18 protein-coding genes are annotated in these 20,454 nt (G+C 59.8%); 5 read left to right on the top strand and 13 right to left on the bottom strand.

The window, feature by feature from the left end; genetic code table 11:
• Positions 1 to 224: 224 nt before the first annotated feature.
• Together IEX36_RS11250 and IEX36_RS11245 are read right to left on the bottom strand one after the other, a co-directional pair.
• Positions 225 to 1,052 carry a fumarylacetoacetate hydrolase family protein gene (locus IEX36_RS11250; RefSeq protein WP_188759387.1) on the bottom strand — a complete coding sequence of 276 codons (828 nt, stop codon included), beginning with the start codon at positions 1,050 to 1,052 and terminating at the stop codon, positions 225 to 227.
• 51 nt (positions 1,053 to 1,103) lie between these two features.
• Positions 1,104 to 2,255 carry a fibronectin type III domain-containing protein gene (locus tag IEX36_RS11245; protein WP_188759386.1) on the bottom strand — a complete coding sequence of 384 codons (1,152 nt, stop codon included), beginning with the start codon at positions 2,253 to 2,255 and terminating at the stop codon, positions 1,104 to 1,106.
• A 194-nt stretch (positions 2,256 to 2,449) separates the two neighbouring features.
• Between IEX36_RS11245 and IEX36_RS11240 the strand changes: the two genes are divergently transcribed.
• A complete protein-coding gene (locus IEX36_RS11240; protein WP_229668896.1) occupies positions 2,450 to 3,217 on the top strand; it encodes a helix-turn-helix domain-containing protein in 768 nt (255 codons plus the stop codon).
• Positions 3,218 to 3,228: 11 nt separating this feature from the next.
• On the opposite strand, the gene IEX36_RS11235 is transcribed toward IEX36_RS11240, so the two are convergent.
• Genes IEX36_RS11235 through IEX36_RS11225 form a run of 3 tightly spaced genes read right to left on the bottom strand, consistent with a single transcriptional unit; the run spans position 3,229 to position 5,377 of the window.
• A complete protein-coding gene (locus IEX36_RS11235; protein WP_188759385.1) occupies positions 3,229 to 3,840 on the bottom strand; it encodes a TetR/AcrR family transcriptional regulator in 612 nt (203 codons plus the stop codon).
• A 1-nt stretch (position 3,841) separates the two neighbouring features.
• The gene (locus IEX36_RS11230) at positions 3,842 to 4,588 is read right to left on the bottom strand and encodes an ABC transporter permease (RefSeq protein ID WP_188759384.1); all 747 of its coding nucleotides are present in this window, start codon (positions 4,586 to 4,588) and stop codon (positions 3,842 to 3,844) included.
• 3 nt (positions 4,589 to 4,591) lie between these two features.
• Positions 4,592 to 5,377: an ABC transporter ATP-binding protein gene (locus IEX36_RS11225; protein WP_188759383.1), complete on the bottom strand. Its 786-nt coding sequence runs from the start codon at positions 5,375 to 5,377 to the stop codon at positions 4,592 to 4,594.
• A gap of 126 nt (positions 5,378 to 5,503) precedes the next feature.
• On the opposite strand from IEX36_RS11225, the gene IEX36_RS11220 reads away from it, so the two are divergent.
• From IEX36_RS11220 to IEX36_RS11210, 3 genes are all read left to right on the top strand, one after another.
• Positions 5,504 to 6,856, top strand: coding sequence for a glycoside hydrolase family 27 protein (locus IEX36_RS11220; RefSeq protein ID WP_229668895.1), 1,353 nt, complete (start codon positions 5,504 to 5,506; stop codon positions 6,854 to 6,856).
• 55 nt (positions 6,857 to 6,911) lie between these two features.
• Positions 6,912 to 7,946, top strand: a complete 1,035-nt coding sequence (gene ruvB, locus IEX36_RS11215; protein WP_188759381.1) for a Holliday junction branch migration DNA helicase RuvB — start codon at positions 6,912 to 6,914, stop codon at positions 7,944 to 7,946.
• A 300-nt stretch (positions 7,947 to 8,246) separates the two neighbouring features.
• Positions 8,247 to 8,576 carry a lysozyme inhibitor LprI family protein gene (locus IEX36_RS11210; protein WP_188759380.1) on the top strand — a complete coding sequence of 110 codons (330 nt, stop codon included), beginning with the start codon at positions 8,247 to 8,249 and terminating at the stop codon, positions 8,574 to 8,576.
• 125 nt (positions 8,577 to 8,701) lie between these two features.
• Here IEX36_RS11210 and IEX36_RS11205 read toward each other — a convergent pair whose 3' ends face one another.
• The 8 genes from IEX36_RS11205 to mfd form a co-directional block, all read right to left on the bottom strand.
• A complete protein-coding gene (locus IEX36_RS11205) occupies positions 8,702 to 9,808 on the bottom strand; it encodes a glycerophosphodiester phosphodiesterase family protein (protein ID WP_229668894.1) in 1,107 nt (368 codons plus the stop codon).
• 6 nt (positions 9,809 to 9,814) lie between these two features.
• A complete protein-coding gene (gene murQ / locus IEX36_RS11200; RefSeq protein WP_188759379.1) occupies positions 9,815 to 10,714 on the bottom strand; it encodes an N-acetylmuramic acid 6-phosphate etherase in 900 nt (299 codons plus the stop codon).
• Between the two features lie 108 nt (positions 10,715 to 10,822).
• On the bottom strand, positions 10,823 to 11,380 hold the full coding sequence (locus IEX36_RS11195; protein WP_188759378.1) for a PEP-CTERM sorting domain-containing protein: 558 nt from the start codon (positions 11,378 to 11,380) through the stop codon (positions 10,823 to 10,825).
• Between the two features lie 426 nt (positions 11,381 to 11,806).
• The gene (locus IEX36_RS11190) at positions 11,807 to 12,019 is read right to left on the bottom strand and encodes a hypothetical protein (RefSeq protein WP_188759377.1); all 213 of its coding nucleotides are present in this window, start codon (positions 12,017 to 12,019) and stop codon (positions 11,807 to 11,809) included.
• A gap of 175 nt (positions 12,020 to 12,194) precedes the next feature.
• On the bottom strand, positions 12,195 to 13,073 hold the full coding sequence (gene galU, locus IEX36_RS11185) for a UTP--glucose-1-phosphate uridylyltransferase GalU (protein WP_188759376.1): 879 nt from the start codon (positions 13,071 to 13,073) through the stop codon (positions 12,195 to 12,197).
• Between the two features lie 148 nt (positions 13,074 to 13,221).
• Complete coding sequence (locus IEX36_RS11180; RefSeq protein ID WP_229668893.1) at positions 13,222 to 14,964, bottom strand: DUF885 domain-containing protein; 1,743 nt, start codon at positions 14,962 to 14,964, stop codon at positions 13,222 to 13,224.
• A 97-nt stretch (positions 14,965 to 15,061) separates the two neighbouring features.
• Entirely contained in the window at positions 15,062 to 15,487 is a 426-nt protein-coding gene (locus IEX36_RS11175) for a cupin domain-containing protein (protein ID WP_188759374.1), read from the bottom strand.
• 90 nt (positions 15,488 to 15,577) lie between these two features.
• Positions 15,578 to 19,279 (bottom strand): transcription-repair coupling factor, encoded by a 3,702-nt coding sequence (mfd, locus tag IEX36_RS11170; RefSeq protein WP_188759373.1) that lies wholly within the window; start codon positions 19,277 to 19,279, stop codon positions 15,578 to 15,580.
• Between the two features lie 161 nt (positions 19,280 to 19,440).
• On the opposite strand from mfd, the gene IEX36_RS11165 reads away from it, so the two are divergent.
• On the top strand, positions 19,441 to 20,445 hold the full coding sequence (locus IEX36_RS11165) for a substrate-binding domain-containing protein (RefSeq protein ID WP_188759372.1): 1,005 nt from the start codon (positions 19,441 to 19,443) through the stop codon (positions 20,443 to 20,445).
• The last annotated feature ends 9 nt before the right edge of the window (positions 20,446 to 20,454 follow it).

The following is a 20,454-nucleotide window of genomic DNA, read 5'->3' as shown; positions in this document are numbered from 1 at the left end:
GGTGTCCATCACCATTTTATCAAGCGGTGCCTTGTTTAGACGCATTTCGCGCGGGCAGCGGACGGCTTAACGCCGATTTTCACCGATGACACGATTTAAATGAGACTGCGGATCCCAAGGATGATCGCGGAAAAAAACAATCCGTGTTTTTTCCGTGATCATCCGTGGTCGTCTTCTTCATGTGAGATCGGGGTCGTCGGTGTAAATCTGTGTTGTGTCGCTACTTAGTCGGCGGCGAAGGTGTTTTCGAGTGTGCCGAGGCCGTCGATTTCGATTTGAACTGTGTCGAGGGGCTGGACTGGGCCTACTCCGGCGGGCGTGCCGGTGGGGATGAGGTCGCCGGGTTCGAGCGTCATGGTTGCCGTGATGTAGCGGAGCAGGTGTGCGATGGGGAAGATGAGGTCGCGGGTTGAGCCTTGCTGCTTGACCGTGCCGTTGAGCCGGGTGGTGACGGTGACGGGGGTTGCGGGCGTGGTTTCTGAGCCGCAGGGGTCGATGTCGCTGGAGACGATGGGGCCGGTGGGGCAGAAGGTGTCGAAGCCTTTGCCGCGCGTCCATTGGCCGTCGGACTTCTGGATGTCGCGGGCGGTGACGTCGTTGACGATGGTGTAGCCGCGAATGTAGGGGCGCGCGTCTTCGGTGGGGCCGAGGTTATGGCAGCGGCGGCCGATGACGATGGCCAGCTCGCCTTCGTAGTCGACGCGGCTGGAGATGAGGGGCATGCGCACGACGCCTCTTGGTGCGAGGAGCGACGAGGGCGGTTTAAGGAAGAGCAGCGGCTCTTTGGGGACTTCGTTGCCGAGCTCGGCGGCGTGGTCGCGGTAGTTGCGGCCGACGCAGATGATCTTTGAGGGATGCACGGGCGCGAGCAGGTGCAGGTCGGCGAGCGGTTTTGGATCGAAGTCTGTGGGTGGCGCGTTGCGGGCGGCGAGGTCTTCTTCTGGTGGGGCCATCAGCTCGGTGGCCCAGAGCGCGTTGTCGCGCTGCTCGACGAAGGCGTAGCGGGGGACGAGTGCTCCGTTTTCAAGCGAGAGGAATTTTGCGTAGCGCATGGTGATGGCTCCTGTGATGATGGCTACTGGCTCGAGGCTTTACTTTGGTGGTCACTGCTGCTGCTCCGGCAGGGTTTCCTGGGCGGTGGCGCTGGGTGAGCTTTCGTTGCCCGTGGTGTCGATGGCGGTAACGCGATAGATATAGCTGCGGCCGGGGGTGGCGGTCTGGTCGCTGAAGGCTGGGCCGACGATGGGCGTTTGGGTGATGCGTGTGAATGGGCCGGACGCGGAGCCGTCTGCTGCTGTCTGCTGGCGGTAGACGATGTAGCCTGCGAGGTCGGTGTCGGAGACGGGCTCCCATGAGAGATCGATGGAGCGATTGCCGGGGATGGCGGCGAGGCCGGTTGGCGTGGCGGGCGGGAAGATGTCGAGCAGCGTGATGGTGATGGGCGCGGAGATGGCGCTGCGGATTTCGAGTGAGTGGCCGCCGAGGATGACTTTGTTTACGCGCTGTGCGGTGTAGCGGTAGGTCTCTCCCTTTTGTGCGCTGCGGTCGAGTGTGCCGCCTCGGTCGGAGGGTTGATTGGCTGCTTGAAGACGGACTTCGACAGCCTGGTTTGCAACGAGATTGAATGAGTGTGTTGGCTTTGACTTAGGTGCGGCTGGTGAGGGCTTTGATTTTTTCTGCGGCGGGTTGAGTTGGGTGCGATCAAGTTCGATGGGGACGGGTGCGGTGCCGGGCTTCCATTCGAGCACGATGCCCGATCGTGATGAGGAAGCATGGAGTTGCTCGACTGGTGAGGGTGCTGCTCCGGCGGCGGTAAATGCGGGTGCTGATGGGCCTGCGGTGCGGTCGTTGGAGTTGAAGAGACGGACACGGTAGAGCAGTAGCGCGGGCTGGCCGGTTGCAAGTGCAGCAGGAAGCGCGTCTACTGCACTGGTGGCTCCGGGATGAACGAGTGTTCGTTTAATCGGGGTGCAATCGGAGTGCTTGCTGGGTTGTGCGGATGCGCTCAACGAGGCGCGGCAGATCTCTGCGGTGACAGCGCCTTTGATATCAAGGCCATCGGTGGTGTGCAGGGGAGTTGTCCAATGCAGCTCAACAGCGTCTCCGATGCGCCTGGCTGAAAGATCATTCACTACTTTGGGCAGGTGAAGCGATGGTGGCATGGGAGGACCGGGGCTGGCGCAGCCGATGGCGATTGTTATTCCCAGCGTGGCCAGTGCGGCAGGCCAGCGGCCTCGAGTGAATGCGTGCTTCATTGTTGACAGGCTAGCATTTTCGGATGCCAGACTACGTTCTGCGCTCAGGTTGCATCCAACGTTGCTAGAGAAACACAGATATCTTACCCACTGAAATTGCAGCATCTTTTTTCTGCGTGGTTGTTGGAAAAATTCTATTCCCCGGTGAAACGCAGATGAATAAAAATGATCCTTCTTCTATATCGGATTTGCCCATGTCTCGCACACCACAGCTAATGCGCGGCCCGTCGACGAGTGAAAGAAGCCCAGGCGTGGATGGCGAAGCGGCTGAGACGTTTATTGCAGAGAAGAAGATTGGCGAGCGTATCAAACAGTTGCGTCTGAAGAAATCGATGGGACTGGTAGAGTTGGGTCGCCATACGGGGCTTTCGGCGAGCTTTTTGTCGCAGCTAGAGACAGGCCGAGTGGTGCCTACGTTGAGGAACCTTGCACGCATTTCGATGGTCTTCTCGAAGGACCTGAGCTACTTTTTTGAACCGGAGCCACAGACGTTGTTCCGCGTTCACAGGCGTGATGAGCGGATGCGGCTGCCGCAGACGGGTGTGGATGATCCTTCGTATTTCTTTGAGAGCCTAGGGTACCTGGTGCCAGACCGTCAGCTTGATCCTTACTTTGCCGAGTTTCTACCGGTGAAGACGGGACGCGCACCAAAGCCGCATCAGCATGGCGGATGCGAGTTTCTGTATCTTCTTTCGGGCGAGTTGGAGGTACGTCATGGCGAGGCGACGCATCGCATTGAAGCAGGCGATGCGATCTACTTCGACGCTGGAACGACGCATAGTTACGTGTGCAGCGGAAACGGACCGGCGTGTGCGCTGATTGTGACGATGCAACTGCCACTGGCCGTGCAGCCTCTCGCACCGCAGAAGCTGGGCAACGGGACAAGCGGGCGGCCTGTGCGCAGCATCTCGACTGGGATGATGCCGCTGGCGGTGAAGAAGAATGTACAGCCGATGCAGTGACGTTCTGACTGCTATTTCTTTCGCGATTTTCGTTCGGGTGGATTGGAGTGCGTGCCGAAGGCTCGCCAGTAGGCATCGACAACGCGCTCGGGTAGATTGGCGGCGAGATCGGTGTCTGTGCGCTGAAAGATACGGCGGTACATCACGGGCCCGAGCAGCATGGCGAGCGAAAAACTTATGTCCTGCTGTGGGATGAGTTCGCCGTGGCGAATGCCCTGCTCGATCAGCCGGGTGAGTTCGCAGCGCGGCGGCTCCATGGCCTGATGACGCCAGGCTTCGCCGAATTTTTGATGCAACGCTGAGTAAGCGACGAGGTGTGGCATGATGCGCTCATGCAAAGCGGCGTGCGTGCGCGGCGGCTGGTGCGAGAGGACAGCGATCATGTCGGCGCGGGTGTCGCCGGTGTTGAAGGCTGGGCGCTCGTGGTGGCCGAGCAGGTGGGCCATGGCGTCGAGGATGAGCGCTTCCTTATCTTGCCAGTGGTTGTAGATGGTGGCCTTGCTGACGCCTGCGCGTTCGGCGATGGCGTCCATGCTGGTGGCGTCGATGCCGCGCTCCGCCATGAGGATGAGCGCGGCTTTTATGACTTCAGCGTGTGCGTGCGTGCTCTTCGGGCGTGCCATCTCAGATCTGAATTCTGGAAAAGAGACGCGCGCCAATGGTAATGAAGAGTACGGAGAGCCCGCAGAGCACGAGCGTGTCAACCGTGAGGCTGAAGTAGCCCATCGATGTAAGCACGCCACGCAGCGCGTCGACGCCATAGGTCAGCGGATCGAAGCGCGTAATCCACTTGAGGACAGTGCCGAGGCCGAACAAGGGAAACAGCGCTCCTGAGAGAAAGAAGATCGGCATGACGAGGAAGTTCATGACGAGCTGGAAGCCCTGCATGTCTTCGAGCACAGAGCCGATGGCCATGCCGAGTGCAGCGAAGACGAAGGCGATCAGGCCCATGAAGAAAAAGGCCAGTGGGATGTGGCTGATGTGATGCACGCGCAAACCTGCGATAAAGCAGATGACGGCGATGAGGATGCCTTGGATAACCGCGACGGTTGCGCCACCGAGCGTGCGGCCGAACATGACCTGGATGCGCGGTACGGGGGCGACGAGGGTCTCTTTGAGGAAGCCGAACTGGCGGTCCCAGAGCAGGCCGATGCCGGAGAAGACTGAGGTGAAGAGCACGGACATGGCGATGACGCCGGGCGCGACGAATTGCAGATAGCTGCCCTGGCCTGCTTTTTCAAAGATGGGCCCGAGGCCAAAGCCGAGCGCGAGCAGATAGAGCAGCGGTTGGCCCAGCGAGGCGACGATCTGTGCCCGGGAACGGGTGTAGCGGCGGAGTTCGCGCAGCCACATGATGTAGATGACGCTCATGATTTATCTCCTCCAGAGTTTTGCCATTTGGCGCATTTGTTCGGCGGAGCCTACGGTTTCGTCGCGGATGGTGGTGCCGGTGAGCGCGAGGAATGCGGCTTCGAGAGAATCGGTACTGGTCTGTTCTTTGAGCTGCTGCGGCGTGCCGAGTGCGACGATGTGGCCGTGGTCGATGACGGCGATGCGGTGCGCGACGCGGTCGGCCTCGTCCATGTAGTGAGTGGTGAGGAAGACGGTGGTGCGCTCGGTCTGGTTGAGATGCTTGACGTGCGTCCAGAGCTGGTTGCGCGTCTGCGGGTCGAGGCCGAGGGTGGGTTCGTCGAGGAAGATGATCTTTGGTGTGTGCAGCAGGCCGCGGGCGATTTCAAGGCGGCGCTTCATGCCTCCGGAGAAGGTTTTGACGCGGTCTTTGCGGCGGTCCCAGAGTTCGAACTGGCGAAGGAGCATCTCGGTGCGCTCGAGCCGTAGCTTCTTGGGCACGTGATAGAAGACACCGTGCAGCTCCATGTTTTCGGCGGCGGTGAGATCGCCGTCGAGGCTGGGGTCCTGGAAGACGACGCCGAAGAGTTTGCGTGCTTCGTTCTGTTTCAAAGTCGGGTCGATGCCGTTTACTTCGAGCTTGCCGCTGGTGGGACGGAGCAGCGTGGTGAGCATTTTGATGGTGGTGGTTTTGCCTGCGCCGTTTGGGCCGAGGAAGGCGAAGATTTCGCCCTCGGCCACGTCGAAGGAGATGCTGTCGACGGCGGTGAAGTCGCCGAACTTTTTGGTGAGGTCGCTGACGTGGATCATTCGTCCTCCGGGTTGAATATAAATACTAAACCGTATAGTTCAGTTATTGAATATGGCAACTTCTATTGATGAGGTTGTTTCTTGAAAGGATTCGGAAATATTCGTGGATTTGGTATGGTTATCGGCATGCCGATAAAACGTTTTCTGGTTGCCGCCATGCTTTTGTCTCTCGCCGCCATCGCTGCTGCACAAAAGAAGGTGCTTGCGCCGACTCCTCCGATGGGATGGAACAGTTGGGACTCGTATGGGCTGACGATTACAGAGCCGCAGTTTCGTGCGAATGTCGAGGTGCTCGACCAAAAGCTGAAGCCGTTTGGCTGGAATTACGCAGTGGTTGACGAAGGATGGTTCATGGAGAACCCGCAGGATCGTCCGCATCCTGAGCAGCTGCGTCTGGATGTCGATCGGTACGGCCGCTATATTCCTGCGCCTGGGCGGTTTCCTTCGTCGGCGAAGGATGAGGGCTTCAAGACGCTGAGTGACTACGTGCATTCGCTTGGGCTGAAGTTTGGGATCCATATTGTGCGCGGCATTCCGCGTCAGTCGGTTGCGCAGAACCTTCCGATTGAAGGCAGCGCGTTCAAGGCTGTCGATGCGGCGGACCAGAGCGATGCGTGTCCGTGGGACCCGACGAACTGGGGCGTGCGCGACAATGCGGCTGGGCAGGCGTGGTACGACTCGCTGATGCGGCAGTACGCGGGCTGGGGCGTGGACTTTCTGAAGGTGGATTGCATTTCTTCGCATCCGTACAAGGCCGATGAGATCAGGATGATTCATCGCGCGATTGAGAAGACGGGGCGGCCAATTGTGCTGAGCTTGTCGCCAGGGCCGACTGCGCTGGAGAACGCGGCTGCGGTGGGCGCGATGGCGCAGATGTGGCGCATCTCGGATGACTTCTGGGACTACTGGGCCAGTCCTTCAGGAAAGGACTTTCCGCAGAGCATGCTTGGACAGTTTGAGAAGACGGCTGCTTGGGCGAAGTATGCCAAACCGGGCAATTGGCCGGATGCGGACATGCTGCCGCTGGGGCATCTGGGGCCTGTACCGGGCTACGGAGAGGTGAGGGCCACGCGGCTGAATCCCGAGGAGCAGCGCACGCTGGTGACGCTGTGGTCGATGGCGCGGTCGCCCCTGATTCTGGGGGCGAACCTGACGGAGCTGGATGACGCTACGCTGAAGCTGCTGACGAACCGCGACGTGATTCGCGTGGACCAGGCTTCGACTGGAAGCCGCATGGTTGGGCGCGACGGCGATGTGATCGCGTGGACTTCGGATCTAGCTGATGGGTCGCATGCGCTTGCGTTGTTCAACGTGGGAGATGCTCCGGTGACAGTGAAGAAGTCGATTGCCTCCTATGGGCTTACGGGTAGAAATTTCAGCGCACGTGATGTGTGGGCGGGCAAGGATATGGGGCGCATCGAGAGCGTGTCGGCTACGCTTGCTCCGCATGGCTGCCTGCTGCTGGAGTTGCGTAGGTAGATTGGGTTTGCTTCGCGGCGATGTTCGCCTTACTATCGCCTGAGTGACCATAAATATGAACAATGCGAAGAGCGCGGATGCGGAGCGGCTGGTCTCGGCTGGACAGGTTGAAGATGATGCGGCGTTTGAGCTGAAGCTCAGGCCGCATCGGCTGGCTGAGTTCATCGGGCAGGAGAAGGCCAAGGAGCAGTTGGCGATTGCGCTGGAGGCAGCGAAGTCGCGTGGCGAGGCGCTGGATCATGTGCTGCTGTTTGGGCCTCCGGGGCTGGGCAAGACGACGCTGGCGACGATCATTTCGAATGAACTCGAGGTGGGATTTCAGCAGACTTCGGGGCCCGCGTTGCAGATTCAGGGTGACCTGACGGCGATTCTGACGAATCTGCGCGAGCGGCAGGTGCTGTTTCTGGATGAGATTCACCGGCTGCAGCCGGTGCTTGAAGAGAAGCTGTACACGGCGCTTGAGGATTACAAGCTCGACATCATCATAGGGCAGGGGCCGGCGGCGCGCACGCACGTGATGGAGATTCGTCCGTTCACGTTTGTGGCGGCGACGACGCGGCCTGGGCTGCTTTCGTCACCGTTGCGGTCGCGGTTTGGGATTCTGCTGCGGCTGGAGTTTTATACCGATGATGAGCTGCGGTTTATTGTGGAGCGCTCGGCTGAGGTGCTGGGTGTGCCGATCGACCGCGATGGCGCGGCGGAGATTGCGATGCGGTCGCGTGGGACTCCGCGTATTGCTAACCGGCTGCTGCGGCGGGTGCGCGACTATGCGCAGGTGCGGGCTAAGGGCGTGATCGACCGCCCGACAGCGGAGGCCGCGCTGGCGCTGCTGGAGGTGGATGCGCATGGGTTCGATGAGCTGGACCGGCGACTGCTACGCACGATTATTGAAAAGTACGATGGCGGCCCTGTCGGTTTGAATACGCTGGCTGCCGCGCTGGCGGAAGAACAGGACGCGCTGGAAGAGGTCTATGAGCCGTTCCTGATTCAGATTGGGTTTCTCGATCGCACTCCGCGCGGGCGTGTGGCTACGCGGCTGGCGTATGAGCATCTGGGGATCGAGATGCCGCGGAAGTTGGGGCTGTTTTAGCGAGCCATGATTTCCGACAAGCCGACATATCGGTACTAACCCGGTCAGTGAGTGCATCTGCGATTATGCAGATGCCGAGACGAAGGATCGGTGATTTCCGAGTTGCCGGCAACCCGCGCCGAACATTCTCTCTGCGATTTGCAATATCATTGCGGTGGAATTCGATAGCCAATGCAACGCATAATCTTTCAGCTAATTCTCATCAGCTTCTTCGGGTTGCCTCTTCAGTGCTTGGCGCAAAAGGATGATCCATGTCCGAACGGACCTACTTGGTCCAATGCATGGGCGTATGAGTGCTATATGAAAGCTCAAATAACCATGAATAAAAGGGCCGATGAGCTGGCTGCACGCACCGTTGCAGAACTGCGCGAAATGAGCCCCAAAGATAAGGCCCTTTATGGACCGGTCATTCTTCAATCGCTCGAAGATGCAGCAAAGAAGATGAGTGAGTCACAGGTCGCGTGGCGTGCCTACCGTGACCAATACTGCAATGCGGTCAGCAGCTACACAACTGGCTCTGGATCGGGTACCGCGATGGAAGAGTGCCTTTACAGGACTGCCTTATCTCGCGTGCGGCAACTTCGGCGCGATTTCCCCGATTCGGCGGGGCCGAAAGGCCATCCGCGTTAATGACGCCAGACCTTTCTCCGACGAAGGCCGATTGATCCTCCGAAACGCCGTTGTGGCCATAAAACTTCGGGCTCCGGAAATTCGGAGGCTAATCTGCGTCCGCTTAACTAAGGGGTTGGGATGTGTCAAGGCTGGCGCAGGCCTGGTGGGAGCAAGGCTGTGCTAAGTGATGCAGGGGATTCCGTCAGGTAGTAGGTGGGGATATTGGGGGACTGCTCTTCGACCAGTTGCAGGATGCGGAAGTCGAAGCTCAGGACTCTGCTGCGGTTTTGCATGTTGTTGCGCTGGATGACCTCGCCGAGTGTCGAGACGAAGGTCTGCGGGTCGTAGGTGTGGTTGGTGGTTGGCTCGGCTTTGAGATTTGGGATGGGCAGTTTGTCGGCCGGTACACCTTCAGGGTCGTTGGGCAGCGGGAGGATTTTGGTCTCGATGTTGAAGCAGACCTTCTCGGCGCTCGTCGCGCGGGCTTCGGCTTCGGGGTGGTTCTTGCCGGGGCCTTTGCGGTAGTAGTCGGCGTAGAAGCTGGTGAAGCGGAAGAGTTGTTCGAGGTGGGTGGGGACGTAGGGGCTGATGAGGCGCTCGTGCTCGGCGAAGGCTAATGATACAGGCGAGAGCGCGAGGTCGTTTGTCTGTTTGGGGAAGTTGACTCGCTGCAGCTTGTCGCAGATGAAGGTGCTCTGCGCCTCGGCGCTGGTGATGTCGCGCAGGTAGACGCGGTTCTTCATCGAGTATCTGGCATTGTCGGCGCGGCGGCAGGATTTGGGGCTGAAGAACTGATCGTGCCAGATGAGCGGTACGCGGTCGGCGCTGATGCCAATGTCGGTTTCCACTGACGTGACGAGATTGTCGAATCCTGCCTCAAAGGCGGGCAGCGTGTTTTCAGGACGAAGGCCGCGCGCGCCGCGGTGTCCGGCTACGTCGAATGCTGCGAAGTAGGCTGCTTCTGATGGGTTTGCTGCGGCTTCCTGCTTCACTATGGTCTGGAGGACGTCTGGGCGGTCGGAGATGATGCCGTCCACACGTCGCGCGATGAGGGCGCGCATGGTTGCGGGATTGTTTGTGGTCCAGGGGATGACGCGAAAGTGCGCTCCTTGTAACTCGGCCACCCTTACAGAAGGGTTCTTGCCAAGGAGGGTGCGGTCATACGGAGCCAGCACCGGAGTCTGTGCGCCGTGTGCCTTCGCATGAGCACGGGCGGCGATCATCAGGGCGAGATAGCGTTGGTCAGGCACGGCGGCTTAATGCGCTTTGCGCAGAAGGGCCGCGAGGCTGCCATTTGCGACGGCCAGCCGGGCTTCGGCGGAGGCGCGGTCGAGAGAGAGCTTCTGCATGGCGATGGCTGTCTTTACGCTGCCCGCCTGGTCGAGTAGATGGGCGGCAGTGGGTTTGTCCACTCCTGTGGCGGCCGCAATGATGCGCTGGGCACGGTCCACCAGTTTGGCATTGGTGGGTTGGACGTTGACCATCAGGTTGCCGTAGACGGCCCCGGTTTTGATCATGACGCCGGTGCTGATCATGTTCAGGACGAGCTTGGTTGCGGTGCCGGCCTTGAGGCGCGTGCTACCAGTCAGGACTTCAGGGCCGGTGACGGCGGCGATGGAGATGTCGGCGATGGCAGCCATCTCGGAGTTGGGTACGCAGGTGAGTGCGATGGTGAGCGCGCCGAGACTTTTCGCGTGGCGCATGGCTCCGATGACGTAGGGAGTGCGGCCACTGGCGGCGATGCCGACCAGAGTGTCGATCTTTTGGAAGCCGTGCGCGGCGAGGTCGGCTGCGCCCTGCTCGGGAGAATCCTCGCTGGATTCGCTCGAATTGCGAAGGGCGGAGTCGCCGCCGGCGATGATGCCCTGCACGAGCGTTGGGGGCACAGAGAATGTGGGCGGGCACTCGGATGCGTCGAGTACGCCGAGCCTTCCGCTGGTTCCTGCGCCGATGTAGAAGAGGCGGCCGCCCTGCTCGAAGCGTTGGGCTACGGCATCCACGGTCTGGGCAATCTGCGGGAGCGTAGTGGCTACGGCTGCAGCTACCTTGGCGTCTTCCTCATTGATAACGCGCAGCATGTCGAGCGTGGGAAGCTCGTCGAGGTGTTCGGTGGCGGGGTTGCGGGCTTCGGTGGGAAGCGTGGCGAGGTTTTGCATGTCCTGTCGATGATGACCCAGGTGGGGGGTGTGGTGCAATCGACGGAAACGGAAATGGCCGAAAGCCTGGTAAGGCTTTCGGCCATCGAAGTTCAATCTAAGAGTTGCTTAGACGTTGAACTTGCGGCGCGCAAGCCCGACGATGCCGAGCAGGCCAGAGCCGAACAGCGCAAGCGACGCTGGCTCGGGAACCGGAGACGTGGTCGCCGAGAAGGTCGTGTTGATACCTGAACCACCTTGGCTCGTCAGGATAAGAGTGCCATTCGTGTCCACGCCGTTAAGGTTGATCGTCGCATCACCATAGATGGTGAAGTTGTTGTCAGTGGCCGACCAGCTGGTAATGCTGTCCAAGGTTACAAAAAGATTATTGGAACCATTGGTGATAGCAAAAAGGCCAGTTGGAGAAGTAAACGCCCCGTAGTTGATCGGATACTTCTGCAATTCAACGCACTCGTTGCAGTAGGTGAATGCGCTGAATATGCCCGTCGATGAATCGAAACCTACATTTCCGAGCGGGTAGCCGATACTGTTGCTCGGCCCAATGAACGTCAGGGTTTGGGCTGTGGTGTCAACGACATCACTCCCGTTGATCGAGATTTGATCGGCCTTAGCCATCGTTGCCGTGGCTACGACCAGTGCAGTAAGAAGTGCAAGAGATTTAAACATGTAGTGTTCTCCTAGAGCAAAGCGCCAGCAAGTAATGAAACTTTCGAGGAGTCGTTCCTCGCACTGGATAAGAGCAGGTCGATTGCCATTTTGAAATGGCGGCAATAATCCAGTTTTTTATGCAAAACCAATAAGTTACGAAAACAGGGTTCTGCGCATTCCTCGCATATATGCAAAAAGTTGCATGCAAATAGAACCGAATTCACTCATTCTTGGGTGCTGTCGCGGCAGGGTGCGCACTAATTTAGGTGCAAACGTGAAATGGGGGAGATGCGTTTACTTAACTGGGTGGATTACCAAGTCGATAACAGCGAGGAAGATACCTGGCTTCATGGCTCAGCCACTATGTTCTGGTGGCAGCGTTCGACGATCCCAGTCTGGATACGAGGAGATGGGCTTACAAAGTCTCGCTAAGAGGGTTTGCGCTCAGCTGTCCTTACGGTAGAGCAGATTGCGGATGGCCGCTTTGCGGGCCGCGTTGGCCTCCCGGTCGGAGCTGAGGGCGTCGGTGTGCTTCCCGGCAGGAGGCTCGTCCGGTTCGACGCTGCATGAAGGGCAGCGATTGGCAAAGCCGGGCTTGTCGGGTCGCAACTCGAACTCCTCACCGCAGACGGCGCAGACTTTAATAGGGAATGGCATAACGATTTTTATTTTAATGGAAACAAATCCTCTGGTTCCACTGGCGCGTTTTCGCAAAGCGGAGTTAGTATTGCGGCCATGGTTGCGCAGCGGAATGTTGTAGCACCGCTCTTGTACGCAACGAAAGATGGCGCTGGACGAGATCCAGCGCCATCTTTCTGTCTGTGAGTAAAGGTTAGACGGGATAATTCCTGAGCCACTCACGGAACGCCGGGCCGAGGTCTTCGCGCTTGAGGGCGAACTCGACAGTGGCTTTCAGGAAGCCGAGTTTATCGCCAGCATCGTGGCGCTTGCCCTCGTAGTTGAAGCCGTAGACCTTTTCGTAGCTGAGTAGGGCTTTGATGGCGTCGGTGAGTTGCAGTTCGCCTCCCGCGCCGGGGGTGAGTCTTTCGAGCATGTCGAAGATACGCGGCGTGAGGATGTAGCGCCCGATGATGGCGTGGTTCGAGGGCGCTTCTTCGAAGCGCGGCTTTTCGACCATGTTGGTTATATCGAAGAGGCGCGGATTGCCGGGCACGGGTTCGCAGTCGAGCACACCGTAGGAGGAGATGGCGGGGCCTTCGATGACCTCGGAGCCGATGATGCTGCATTGCGTCTCTTCGTATGCCTGGACCATCTGCTTGAGGCATGGGACCTGTGCGTCGACGATGTCGTCGGGCAGGATGACCGCGAAGGGCTGGTCGTTGACGAGCTCTTTCGCCATCAGCACGGCGTGGCCGAGGCCGAGCGGCTCGGGCTGGCGTGTGTAGGTGACGCGGGCGAGATTGTTGACCGAATGGACGATCTCGAGGAGCGCTTTTTTGTTCTTGGCTTCGAGGTTGGCTTCGAGCTCGGGGCTCGCGTCGAAGTGGTCTTCCATGGTGGACTTGCCGCGGCCTGTGATGATGATGATCTCGGTGCAGCCGGCGGCGACGGCTTCTTCGACACCGTACTGAATCAGCGGCTTGTCGACGAGGCAGAGCATCTCCTTGGGCATGGCCTTGGTAGCAGGGAGGAAGCGCGTGCCTAGACCAGCAGCGGGAAACACAGCTTTGCGAACTTTTTGGGGGGTCATGAGTTCCTTGGATGCAATCTGACTGTGGGAAATAGTAGCAGGGGCAGGTTATAGCGGGATAGCGTGAGCGAATACCGAGCGGATATGCAAACGCAGCGGCCCTTCAGGTGAAGGGCCGCTTTGGATGAATTTGAGTTTTAGCCGTTGGTTATAGCACTGGGGAGTCGTTGTGGAGCATGGCGTGGCGGATGACTTTGATGGGTGCGAAGCCCTGGCGCATGAAGTCGTCGTGGAACTGTTCGAGGTTGAAGGCCGGGCCTTCTTTCTTCTGGAGGTCGGTGCGCAGCTTCATGATCTCGAGCTTGCCCAGCGTGTAGTAAAGATACGTCGGGTCGGAGGTTCCGCGCTTGGTTTCGACTTCGGCGACGGAGCGCGACTGGTAGCCCTCTTTGACGAAGAAGTCTTCGGCCTGCTGGATCGTCCACTTGCCGCCCGGCTCGCCTTCGCCGGTGTGCAGCTTGATGGAGTTGACGAAGCGAGCGTCACGCAGGAGCGCATCCTGAATCTGGCCGAGGCGGACGAGGCGCGACTCACGGACCTGCTCCGGTGTGGCGTTGGGCGGAGGCGCGTCGTAGCCTTCGTCGAGCATCATCTGCTCGCAGTAGTGCGCCCAGCCTTCGATGTTGGTGTTTGAGCCGAGCACCTTGCGGATTTTGCTGGGGAACTCGGGCATCCAGAGGAACTGGACGTAGTGGCCGGGGTAGGCTTCGTGCACGCTGGTCGAGATGATCGTTCCGACGTTGAAGCTGGCCATGTGCTCGGCGACGTGCTCGGGTGTCCAGTCCTTTTCCGGCAGCGTGACGTTGAAGTATGCCTTGGTGGAGTGGGTCTCGAAGGGGCCGGGAGGGTCCATCGAGGCGAAGGTGGTGGCACGCATGAAGGGAGGCGTCTCTTCGAGCGTCGGCTCGACCTTCGACGGGATGGTGATGATGTGGTGCGTGTCGATGAAGCCGACCAGCGAGTTGAAGGTGTTCTGGAACGAATTCAGAAGCTGATCGGGCGCGGGATGGATGGTGGCCAGTTCGGCGAGCACCTGCTGCGGCGTCTTGGTGGGGTCGACCTCTTTGGCGATGCGTGCGAATTCGGCCTGGTTCCTGTGCAGGTCGGTGAAGGCAATCTGGAGCAGGCGGTCGAGCGGGATATCGACCATCTCGTCGTAGGAGAGTTTTTTGCGGAAGGTGTCGGCTCCGAGGCGGAAGTCGCCGTTTGAGCGCGGCAGGAGGTCGGTCTTCATCCAGGCAGCGTAGGACTGGAGCGCGTCGATGACGGCGGCGTTCGATTTGGCGAAGGCGGCTTTGTCGTCGGGGTCGGTGGCGTCGGCGAAGGCTTCGGGGACGTCATGCTGGAAGAAGCTGATGTCGCCGTCGATCTGCTCGAGGGCGATTTCGGTGAAGATGCGGGGCGGGTTCTGGAGATTTTTGCGCGCCTCGGCGAGGGCCTGCGGGATTTGTTTTTCGCGCTCGATGGCGGCGCGGAAGCGGATGTTTATCGGGGCGTAGGGGCGCTCCATGATGACGAAGATGGAGTTGGTGACGCCTGATGAGTAGGTGTCAGGGTTCTTCTGCCACGGGCGAATGACTTCGAGCGTGAGCAGTTTGGACTTGATGCTGTTGAGCAGGATGTCACGGTCTGCCGCGACGGGCGCGTCGAGTGCACTGGAGTCGATGGCTTCGACCTTCTTCTCGTAGTCGTGCAGCGCGGCGACCTGCTTCTGGATGTTTGCGGCAGAGTAGTCCTCGAGCTGGGTGTCGTATTGGTGCAGTCCGTCGCTGGTGCCGCTGGTGGGCGAGAAGTGGTAGTAGACGTCGGAGAAGTACTGGTCTGTGAGGTAGCTGAAGGTCTGCGCCGCGCCATCGGCGGAGAGGTTCTGGGCTGGGGTGATTGCGGACATCAACAGGGCCGTTCCGAGTGCGAGAGAGACAGAGATTTTCCGGGTCATCGTTGCAAGGAGAGTTTACGGCAACTGGATAGCGAAGTGGAAATGCTGCTTATGCTTTGGCGGGCGTGACGCCGTAGCGGGCCATGACGGCGACGACGGCGGGAATGTCGGGGCGTCCATGTTCGTCAATTGCGGCGGCCAGTTCGCGGAAGTATTCGGGGCCGACCAGGCCGGGCGTGAGGATGCAGAGCATCCGCGCTGTGGTGCGATAGGTGTTGACGTAGGTGTGGACGACACCGCGAGGGATGTGAAGCTGCTTGCCGGGGCCGACCTGATGCTTTTTGCCGTCGAGAGTCCAGGTCGTCGTGCCGTTGATACCGATGATGGTCTCGTCGTAGTCCTTGTGGAGGTGGGGAATGTGGAGGTTGGTGTGTGGCGGGACGGTCATCTCGAAGATGTCGGCCTGACCCTGGGTCTCGTGTCGGCTCTTTAGAAATGTGACGCTCAGGTTGCCGATTTGAATGGGGTGGTGCATGAGAGACCCCCTTCCTGGATGAAAGCATAGTAGAACATTTTGTAGATGCCAACTGGATTCTGCTGGCGAATGGAGGCGATATGGGCCCGCCTAGCGGACTTCGGCGAGGCTGGGGTCGAGCAAGTCGAGCAGAGTGCGTGTTTCGGCGAGGACGTCTTCAGCTTTGGCAGAGGTGAGCGGCCAGCGCAGGGTGCCGTTGGGGCTGAACTGTGCGCCGCGTTTGGCGTTGCGGTTGACCAGCCGCATCAGCGTGCCAGGGGCGACAGTCTTGTTCGACTTATCGGCGAAGTAGGTCGGGTCTGCGTTGACGTCGGTAAATTTGATGTGGAGCATCTCGACGAAGGTTTTGGTCTTCTTCGCGCCGACGCCCTGCTCGACCTGTGTGCGCTTGCGGTCGATCTGCGCGATGCCGATCTCCTCGCAGCGCAGCCGCAACTCGCCGGCGGCGAGAAGATTCATGACGGATTCGGGTGGGGCGCCGTAGCGATCTTTTAGTTCTTCTCGAACCTCTGCGAGTTCGAGAAGCGACTGGGCGGAGGCGATGCGTTTGTACATGCGCAGGCGCTGGTTTTCTTCGGGGATGTAGGTCGAGTCGATACGGACGCTGATGCCGAGGTTGAGTGCGGTGTTCGGATGCGCGGGTTTCTCCTGCTCACCTTTGATCTTGCGGACGGCTTCTTCGAGCATTGTGGTGTACATCTCAAAGCCGATGGCTTCGATGTGGCCTGATTGTTCGCCGCCGAGCATGTTGCCTGCGCCGCGCAGTTCGAGGTCGAGTGCGGCGATCTTGAAGCCCGCGCCGAGGTCGGAGAATTCTTTCAGTGCGGCGAGACGACGGCGGGCGATCTCGGTCAGCTCGGTTTCGGGCGGAATTAATAGATAGGAATATGCGCGGCGGTTGGAGCGGCCTACGCGGCCGCGCAGCTGGTAGAGCTCGCTGAGGCCGTGGCGATCGGCGCGGTTGACGATGATGGTGTTTGCGAGCGGAATGTCGAGGCCGTTTTCGATGATGCTGGTCGCCACCAGCACGTCGTACTCGTGGTTCATGAAGCTGAGCATGACGCGCTCGAGCTCGGTTTCGGGGAGCTGGCCGTGGCCGATGACGATGCGCGCCTGCGGGACCAGCTCGCGGATCTTGCTCGCAAGGTCGTAAATGGTTTCGACGCGATTGTGGACGAAGTAGACCTGGCCGCCGCGCTCCAACTCCATCTCGACTGCCGTGCGGACGAGCTTTTCGTCGAACTTGGCGACGATGGTCTGGATGGCCATGCGGTCTTTGGGCGGCGTCTCGATGACGCTCATGTCGCGCAGGCCGATCAGCGACATGTGCAGCGTGCGCGGAATGGGTGTGGCCGACATGGAGAGTACATCGATGTGCGCGCGCATCTGCTTGAGGCGCTCTTTGTGGCGCACGCCGAAGCGCTGCTCTTCATCGACAACCAGAAGGCCGAGGTCCTGGAACTTCAGGTCCTTCGAGAGCACGCGGTGCGTGCCAATCAGGATGTCGATCTTGCCTGCTTCGGCCTGTTCAAGGATTGCCTTCTGCTCTTTGGGCGAGCGGAAGCGCGAGATCATCTCAATGGTGATGGGGAAGTTGGCGAAGCGGCGTTTGAAGGTCTCGAAGTGCTGGAAGCAGAGCACGGTGGTGGGCGTCAGGACGGCGACCTGCTTGCCATCCTGCACGGCCTTGAATGCGGCGCGCATGGCGACTTCGGTTTTGCCGTAGCCCACGTCGCCGCAGAGCAGGCGGTCCATGGGGCGCGGCGATTCCATGTCGGATTTGATGTCGGCGATGGCGGAGAGCTGGTCGTCGGTCTCGTTGAAGTCGAAGGCGTCTTCGAACTCGCGCTGCATGTTGGTGTCGGGCGAGAAGGCTGTTCCCAGTGCGGCCTGGCGCTGCGCGTAGAGCTTGACCAGCTCGTCCGTCATGTCGGCCATGGCCTTCTTGACGCGGGCCTTGGTCTTCTGCCAGCTCTGCGTGCCGAGCCGGTTCAGCTCTGGCGGCGGTCCGGTTTCGCTGGAGCGGTACTTCTGGATGAGGTCGAGGCGGGTGAGCGGGACGTAGAGTTTGGCCTCGTCGGCGAACTCGAGGATCATCAGCTCGAGCGGCGGCTGGCCGTTCTCTTCGATGACGCGCAGGCCACAGTAGCGGGAGATGCCGTGCTCGACGTGGACGACGTAGTCGCCGACGGCGAGGTCGCGGAAGTCGGAGATGAAGGCTGAGGTCTTCGATTTGCCGCGGCGCACGGGGCGCGGCGCTACGTCGGCGTCGTCGATTAAATCCTGCGCGCCGAAGATGATCATCTGGCGCGCGGTGGTGCGGTCGAGATCAAGAATCTGCACGCCTGAGGCTACAGAGGTTTTCACGATGACCGGCGTGCGGAGGTCGCCGATGAGATGGCTGGATTCGCTGTAGACGTTCTCAGCGTTGTGCTGCTCGGTGCGTGAGCCGAGACGGTAGGGGACGTGGTATTCGTGCAGCAGACCGGCGAGGCGCTCGACTTCGCCCTGATTAGGCGCAGTCAACAGAATGCGCGCATCCTGCGTCATCAGGTTATTGATGGCTTCGATCAGCGCTGGGATTGAGCCGTGGAAGCGCTGCGTGGGGCGTGTGGCGAAATCGATCTCGGAGAGCTCGCTGCGGTCGGCATCGAGGACGTCGACTGCGCCGAGCTGGTCGAGGTCGATGCCTGTGAAGCGGCGCAGACGGTCTTCGAGGTCCCAAGGGGAGATATAGATGTCTTCCGAGCGTACGAGATTACCGATGCCGGAGCGTTCGTGGCGCTGCTCGACCTTGTTCCACCAGCGTTCGCCCTGGTTTTTGACCATCGCTGGTTCGTCGATGAAGACGCGCGTGCTTTGTCCCAGCAGATCGAGCAAAGTGGAGTTGGCTCCGGCGACTGGAGCGAAGAACTCCCAGCCGGGAAAGACGGTGGCCTCGCCGGTGCGTGTGGCGACGTGCGTTTGCAGCTCGGCTGGTTCTTCTCCGCCTTCGAGCGCCGCGCCCGCTGTGCCTGCGCGAGTGAGGCGGGCGTTAATCGCGGTGAGGATTTTTTCAGTGACGGGAGTTTCGGTTAGCGGCAGCAGCAATGCATGTTCGAGGTGCGAGCTGGAGCGCTGCGTCTCGGGGTCGAAGCGGCGGATGGACTCGATCTCGTCGCCGAAGAAGTCGATGCGGACGGGAAGGGCCATCTCGGGTGAGTAGACATCGACGATGCCGCCGCGGACCGTTACCTGGCCGGGCATCTCGACGACATCGACGCGGGTGTAGCCGACCGAGAGCAGGTGCTCCAGCAGCATGTCGGGGATGTGCTCTTCGCCGACGCGCAGGTGCAGGGCGAGCGCGCGGTAGTAGTCGCGCGAGAAGAGCTTCATGCAGGCGGCTTCGATGGGCGCGATGACCAGGCGAGGCGCGGTTTTGTACGCGGTAATCTTCCAGAGTGTGGCTGCGCGCGTCTCCTGAATTTCGGGGTGTGGCGAGAGATTTTCAAACGGCAGCACGTCGTGTGCAGGCAGCCGCAACACGGCGTCTGCGTCCAGCGCACCGTTCAATTCGCAGGCGCTGGTGACGGCGGCGTGGAGCGCTTCGGCGGCCTTGTTGTCGGCAACGATGATGAGGCAGGGATTTGCGGCGGCGCGGACGAAGTAGGGAAGATAGAGCGCACGGGCCGTGAAGGTAAGTCCAGACACACGTCTGCGGGCCGTGCCTGCACTTAGATGGCGCCGTACACGCTCGAAGGATTCAGAGTGCTCAAGGTCCGCCAATAGCTCGCGGACGAAGGGTAAGACCATGCTGAGTAGATTTTAGTTGAACTTAGGTGCCAGAGTTGGCCGGTTAGGAGTACTATCTATCCCCCCACAGGCATCTAAGCCTGTGGCGCTGCCAGGTTTGGCGCGGGAAAGTGCAGGGTATCGAGGCAGCAGAGACAAAATTCCACTGGAGGATCTGGCTTATGGATGTCCCGAGGAAGTGGATTGCGGTCGCACTTGGAGCGGTTTTGCTTCCGCTGATGACTGGATGCATGCGGCATAGCAAAAAGGAACACTACTATTTGATTGCGACGAATACGGATGTGCCGTACTGGAAGACAGCCGCGGCTGGATTTGCGGCGGCTGGCGCAGAATATGGCGTCACGGTGGATACGCGCGGACCGGGAGGGCTTGATCCGCAGGCGGAAGTCAATGAGTTCAAGGCAATGGTGGCGCGCAAGCCTGCTGGCATCTTGGTCTCTGTCGCCAACGAAGATTTGCTGACGCCTGCGATCAACGATGCTATTGATGCGGGCATTCCTGTGATCACAATCGACTCGGATGCGCCTGCGAGCAAGCGGCTTTACTTTATCGGGACGAACAATCTGGAAGCGGGCAGACTGGGCGGCCAACGCATGGCGGCGCAGTTGCACGGCAAGGGTAATGTTGTCTTCTTCTCCAATCCGAATCAGCCGAATCTGATCGAACGACTGAAAGGTTACAAGGACGTCTTCGCAAGTTATCCAGGCATCAAGATTGTGGACGTCTTCGACATCAAATCGGACCCCGGCACGGCGCTGGACCAGGCGATGGTCTATTTGTCTAAGAAGGGAGCAGACAAGGTGGATGGCTTCGTCTGCCTCGACTCGCGTTCGGGCGTGAATGTGGCTGAGGCGTTCAAGCGAACCAATGCTACGGATCGCGTGCTGATTGCGATGGACGTGGACGCCGACACCTTGCAGCTAGTGAAGTCTGGAGTGATTGACTCGACGATCTCGCAGAAACCCTACACGATGGCGTTTTTGGGGTTGAAGGCGATCGATGACGTGCACCACTATCCGGTGAAGCCGCTGGCGCAGGACTATCGTCTCGATCCGTTCTCGCCGTTTCCAGCGTTTATCGACACGGGCGTCGCGCTGGTCGACAAGACGAATGTGGACTCGATCCTGAGCCATCAGAACCAGTCGCCGGTCCCGAATACGGAATAGGCCCGCAGT

Origin of the sequence: Edaphobacter acidisoli, assembly GCF_014642855.1 — a bacterium.
Lineage (GTDB): Bacteria > Acidobacteriota > Terriglobia > Terriglobales > Acidobacteriaceae > Edaphobacter > Edaphobacter acidisoli.
The sequence above is the reverse complement of the archived record's forward strand: the minus strand, read 5'-3'. Positions and strand labels throughout refer to the sequence as shown.

Excerpts from the sequence above, each read along its gene's own strand:
- IEX36_RS11250 (WP_188759387.1), bottom strand. The coding sequence starts at position 1,052 with ATGCGCTACGCAAAATTCCTCTCGCTTGAAAACGGAGCACTCGTCCCC.
- IEX36_RS11245 (WP_188759386.1), bottom strand. The coding sequence starts at position 2,255 with ATGAAGCACGCATTCACTCGAGGCCGCTGGCCTGCCGCACTGGCCACG.
- IEX36_RS11240 (WP_229668896.1), top strand. The coding sequence starts at position 2,450 with ATGTCTCGCACACCACAGCTAATGCGCGGCCCGTCGACGAGTGAAAGA.
- IEX36_RS11235 (WP_188759385.1), bottom strand. The coding sequence starts at position 3,840 with ATGGCACGCCCGAAGAGCACGCACGCACACGCTGAAGTCATAAAAGCC.
- IEX36_RS11230 (WP_188759384.1), bottom strand. The coding sequence starts at position 4,588 with ATGAGCGTCATCTACATCATGTGGCTGCGCGAACTCCGCCGCTACACC.
- IEX36_RS11225 (WP_188759383.1), bottom strand. The coding sequence starts at position 5,377 with ATGATCCACGTCAGCGACCTCACCAAAAAGTTCGGCGACTTCACCGCC.
- IEX36_RS11220 (WP_229668895.1), top strand. The coding sequence starts at position 5,504 with ATGCCGATAAAACGTTTTCTGGTTGCCGCCATGCTTTTGTCTCTCGCC.
- ruvB (WP_188759381.1), top strand. The coding sequence starts at position 6,912 with ATGAACAATGCGAAGAGCGCGGATGCGGAGCGGCTGGTCTCGGCTGGA.
- IEX36_RS11210 (WP_188759380.1), top strand. The coding sequence starts at position 8,247 with ATGAAAGCTCAAATAACCATGAATAAAAGGGCCGATGAGCTGGCTGCA.
- murQ (WP_188759379.1), bottom strand. The coding sequence starts at position 10,714 with ATGCAAAACCTCGCCACGCTTCCCACCGAAGCCCGCAACCCCGCCACC.
- IEX36_RS11195 (WP_188759378.1), bottom strand. The coding sequence starts at position 11,380 with ATGTTTAAATCTCTTGCACTTCTTACTGCACTGGTCGTAGCCACGGCA.
- IEX36_RS11190 (WP_188759377.1), bottom strand. The coding sequence starts at position 12,019 with ATGCCATTCCCTATTAAAGTCTGCGCCGTCTGCGGTGAGGAGTTCGAG.
- galU (WP_188759376.1), bottom strand. The coding sequence starts at position 13,073 with ATGACCCCCCAAAAAGTTCGCAAAGCTGTGTTTCCCGCTGCTGGTCTA.
- IEX36_RS11180 (WP_229668893.1), bottom strand. The coding sequence starts at position 14,964 with ATGTCCGCAATCACCCCAGCCCAGAACCTCTCCGCCGATGGCGCGGCG.
- IEX36_RS11175 (WP_188759374.1), bottom strand. The coding sequence starts at position 15,487 with ATGCACCACCCCATTCAAATCGGCAACCTGAGCGTCACATTTCTAAAG.
- mfd (WP_188759373.1), bottom strand. The coding sequence starts at position 19,279 with ATGGTCTTACCCTTCGTCCGCGAGCTATTGGCGGACCTTGAGCACTCT.
- IEX36_RS11165 (WP_188759372.1), top strand. The coding sequence starts at position 19,441 with ATGGATGTCCCGAGGAAGTGGATTGCGGTCGCACTTGGAGCGGTTTTG.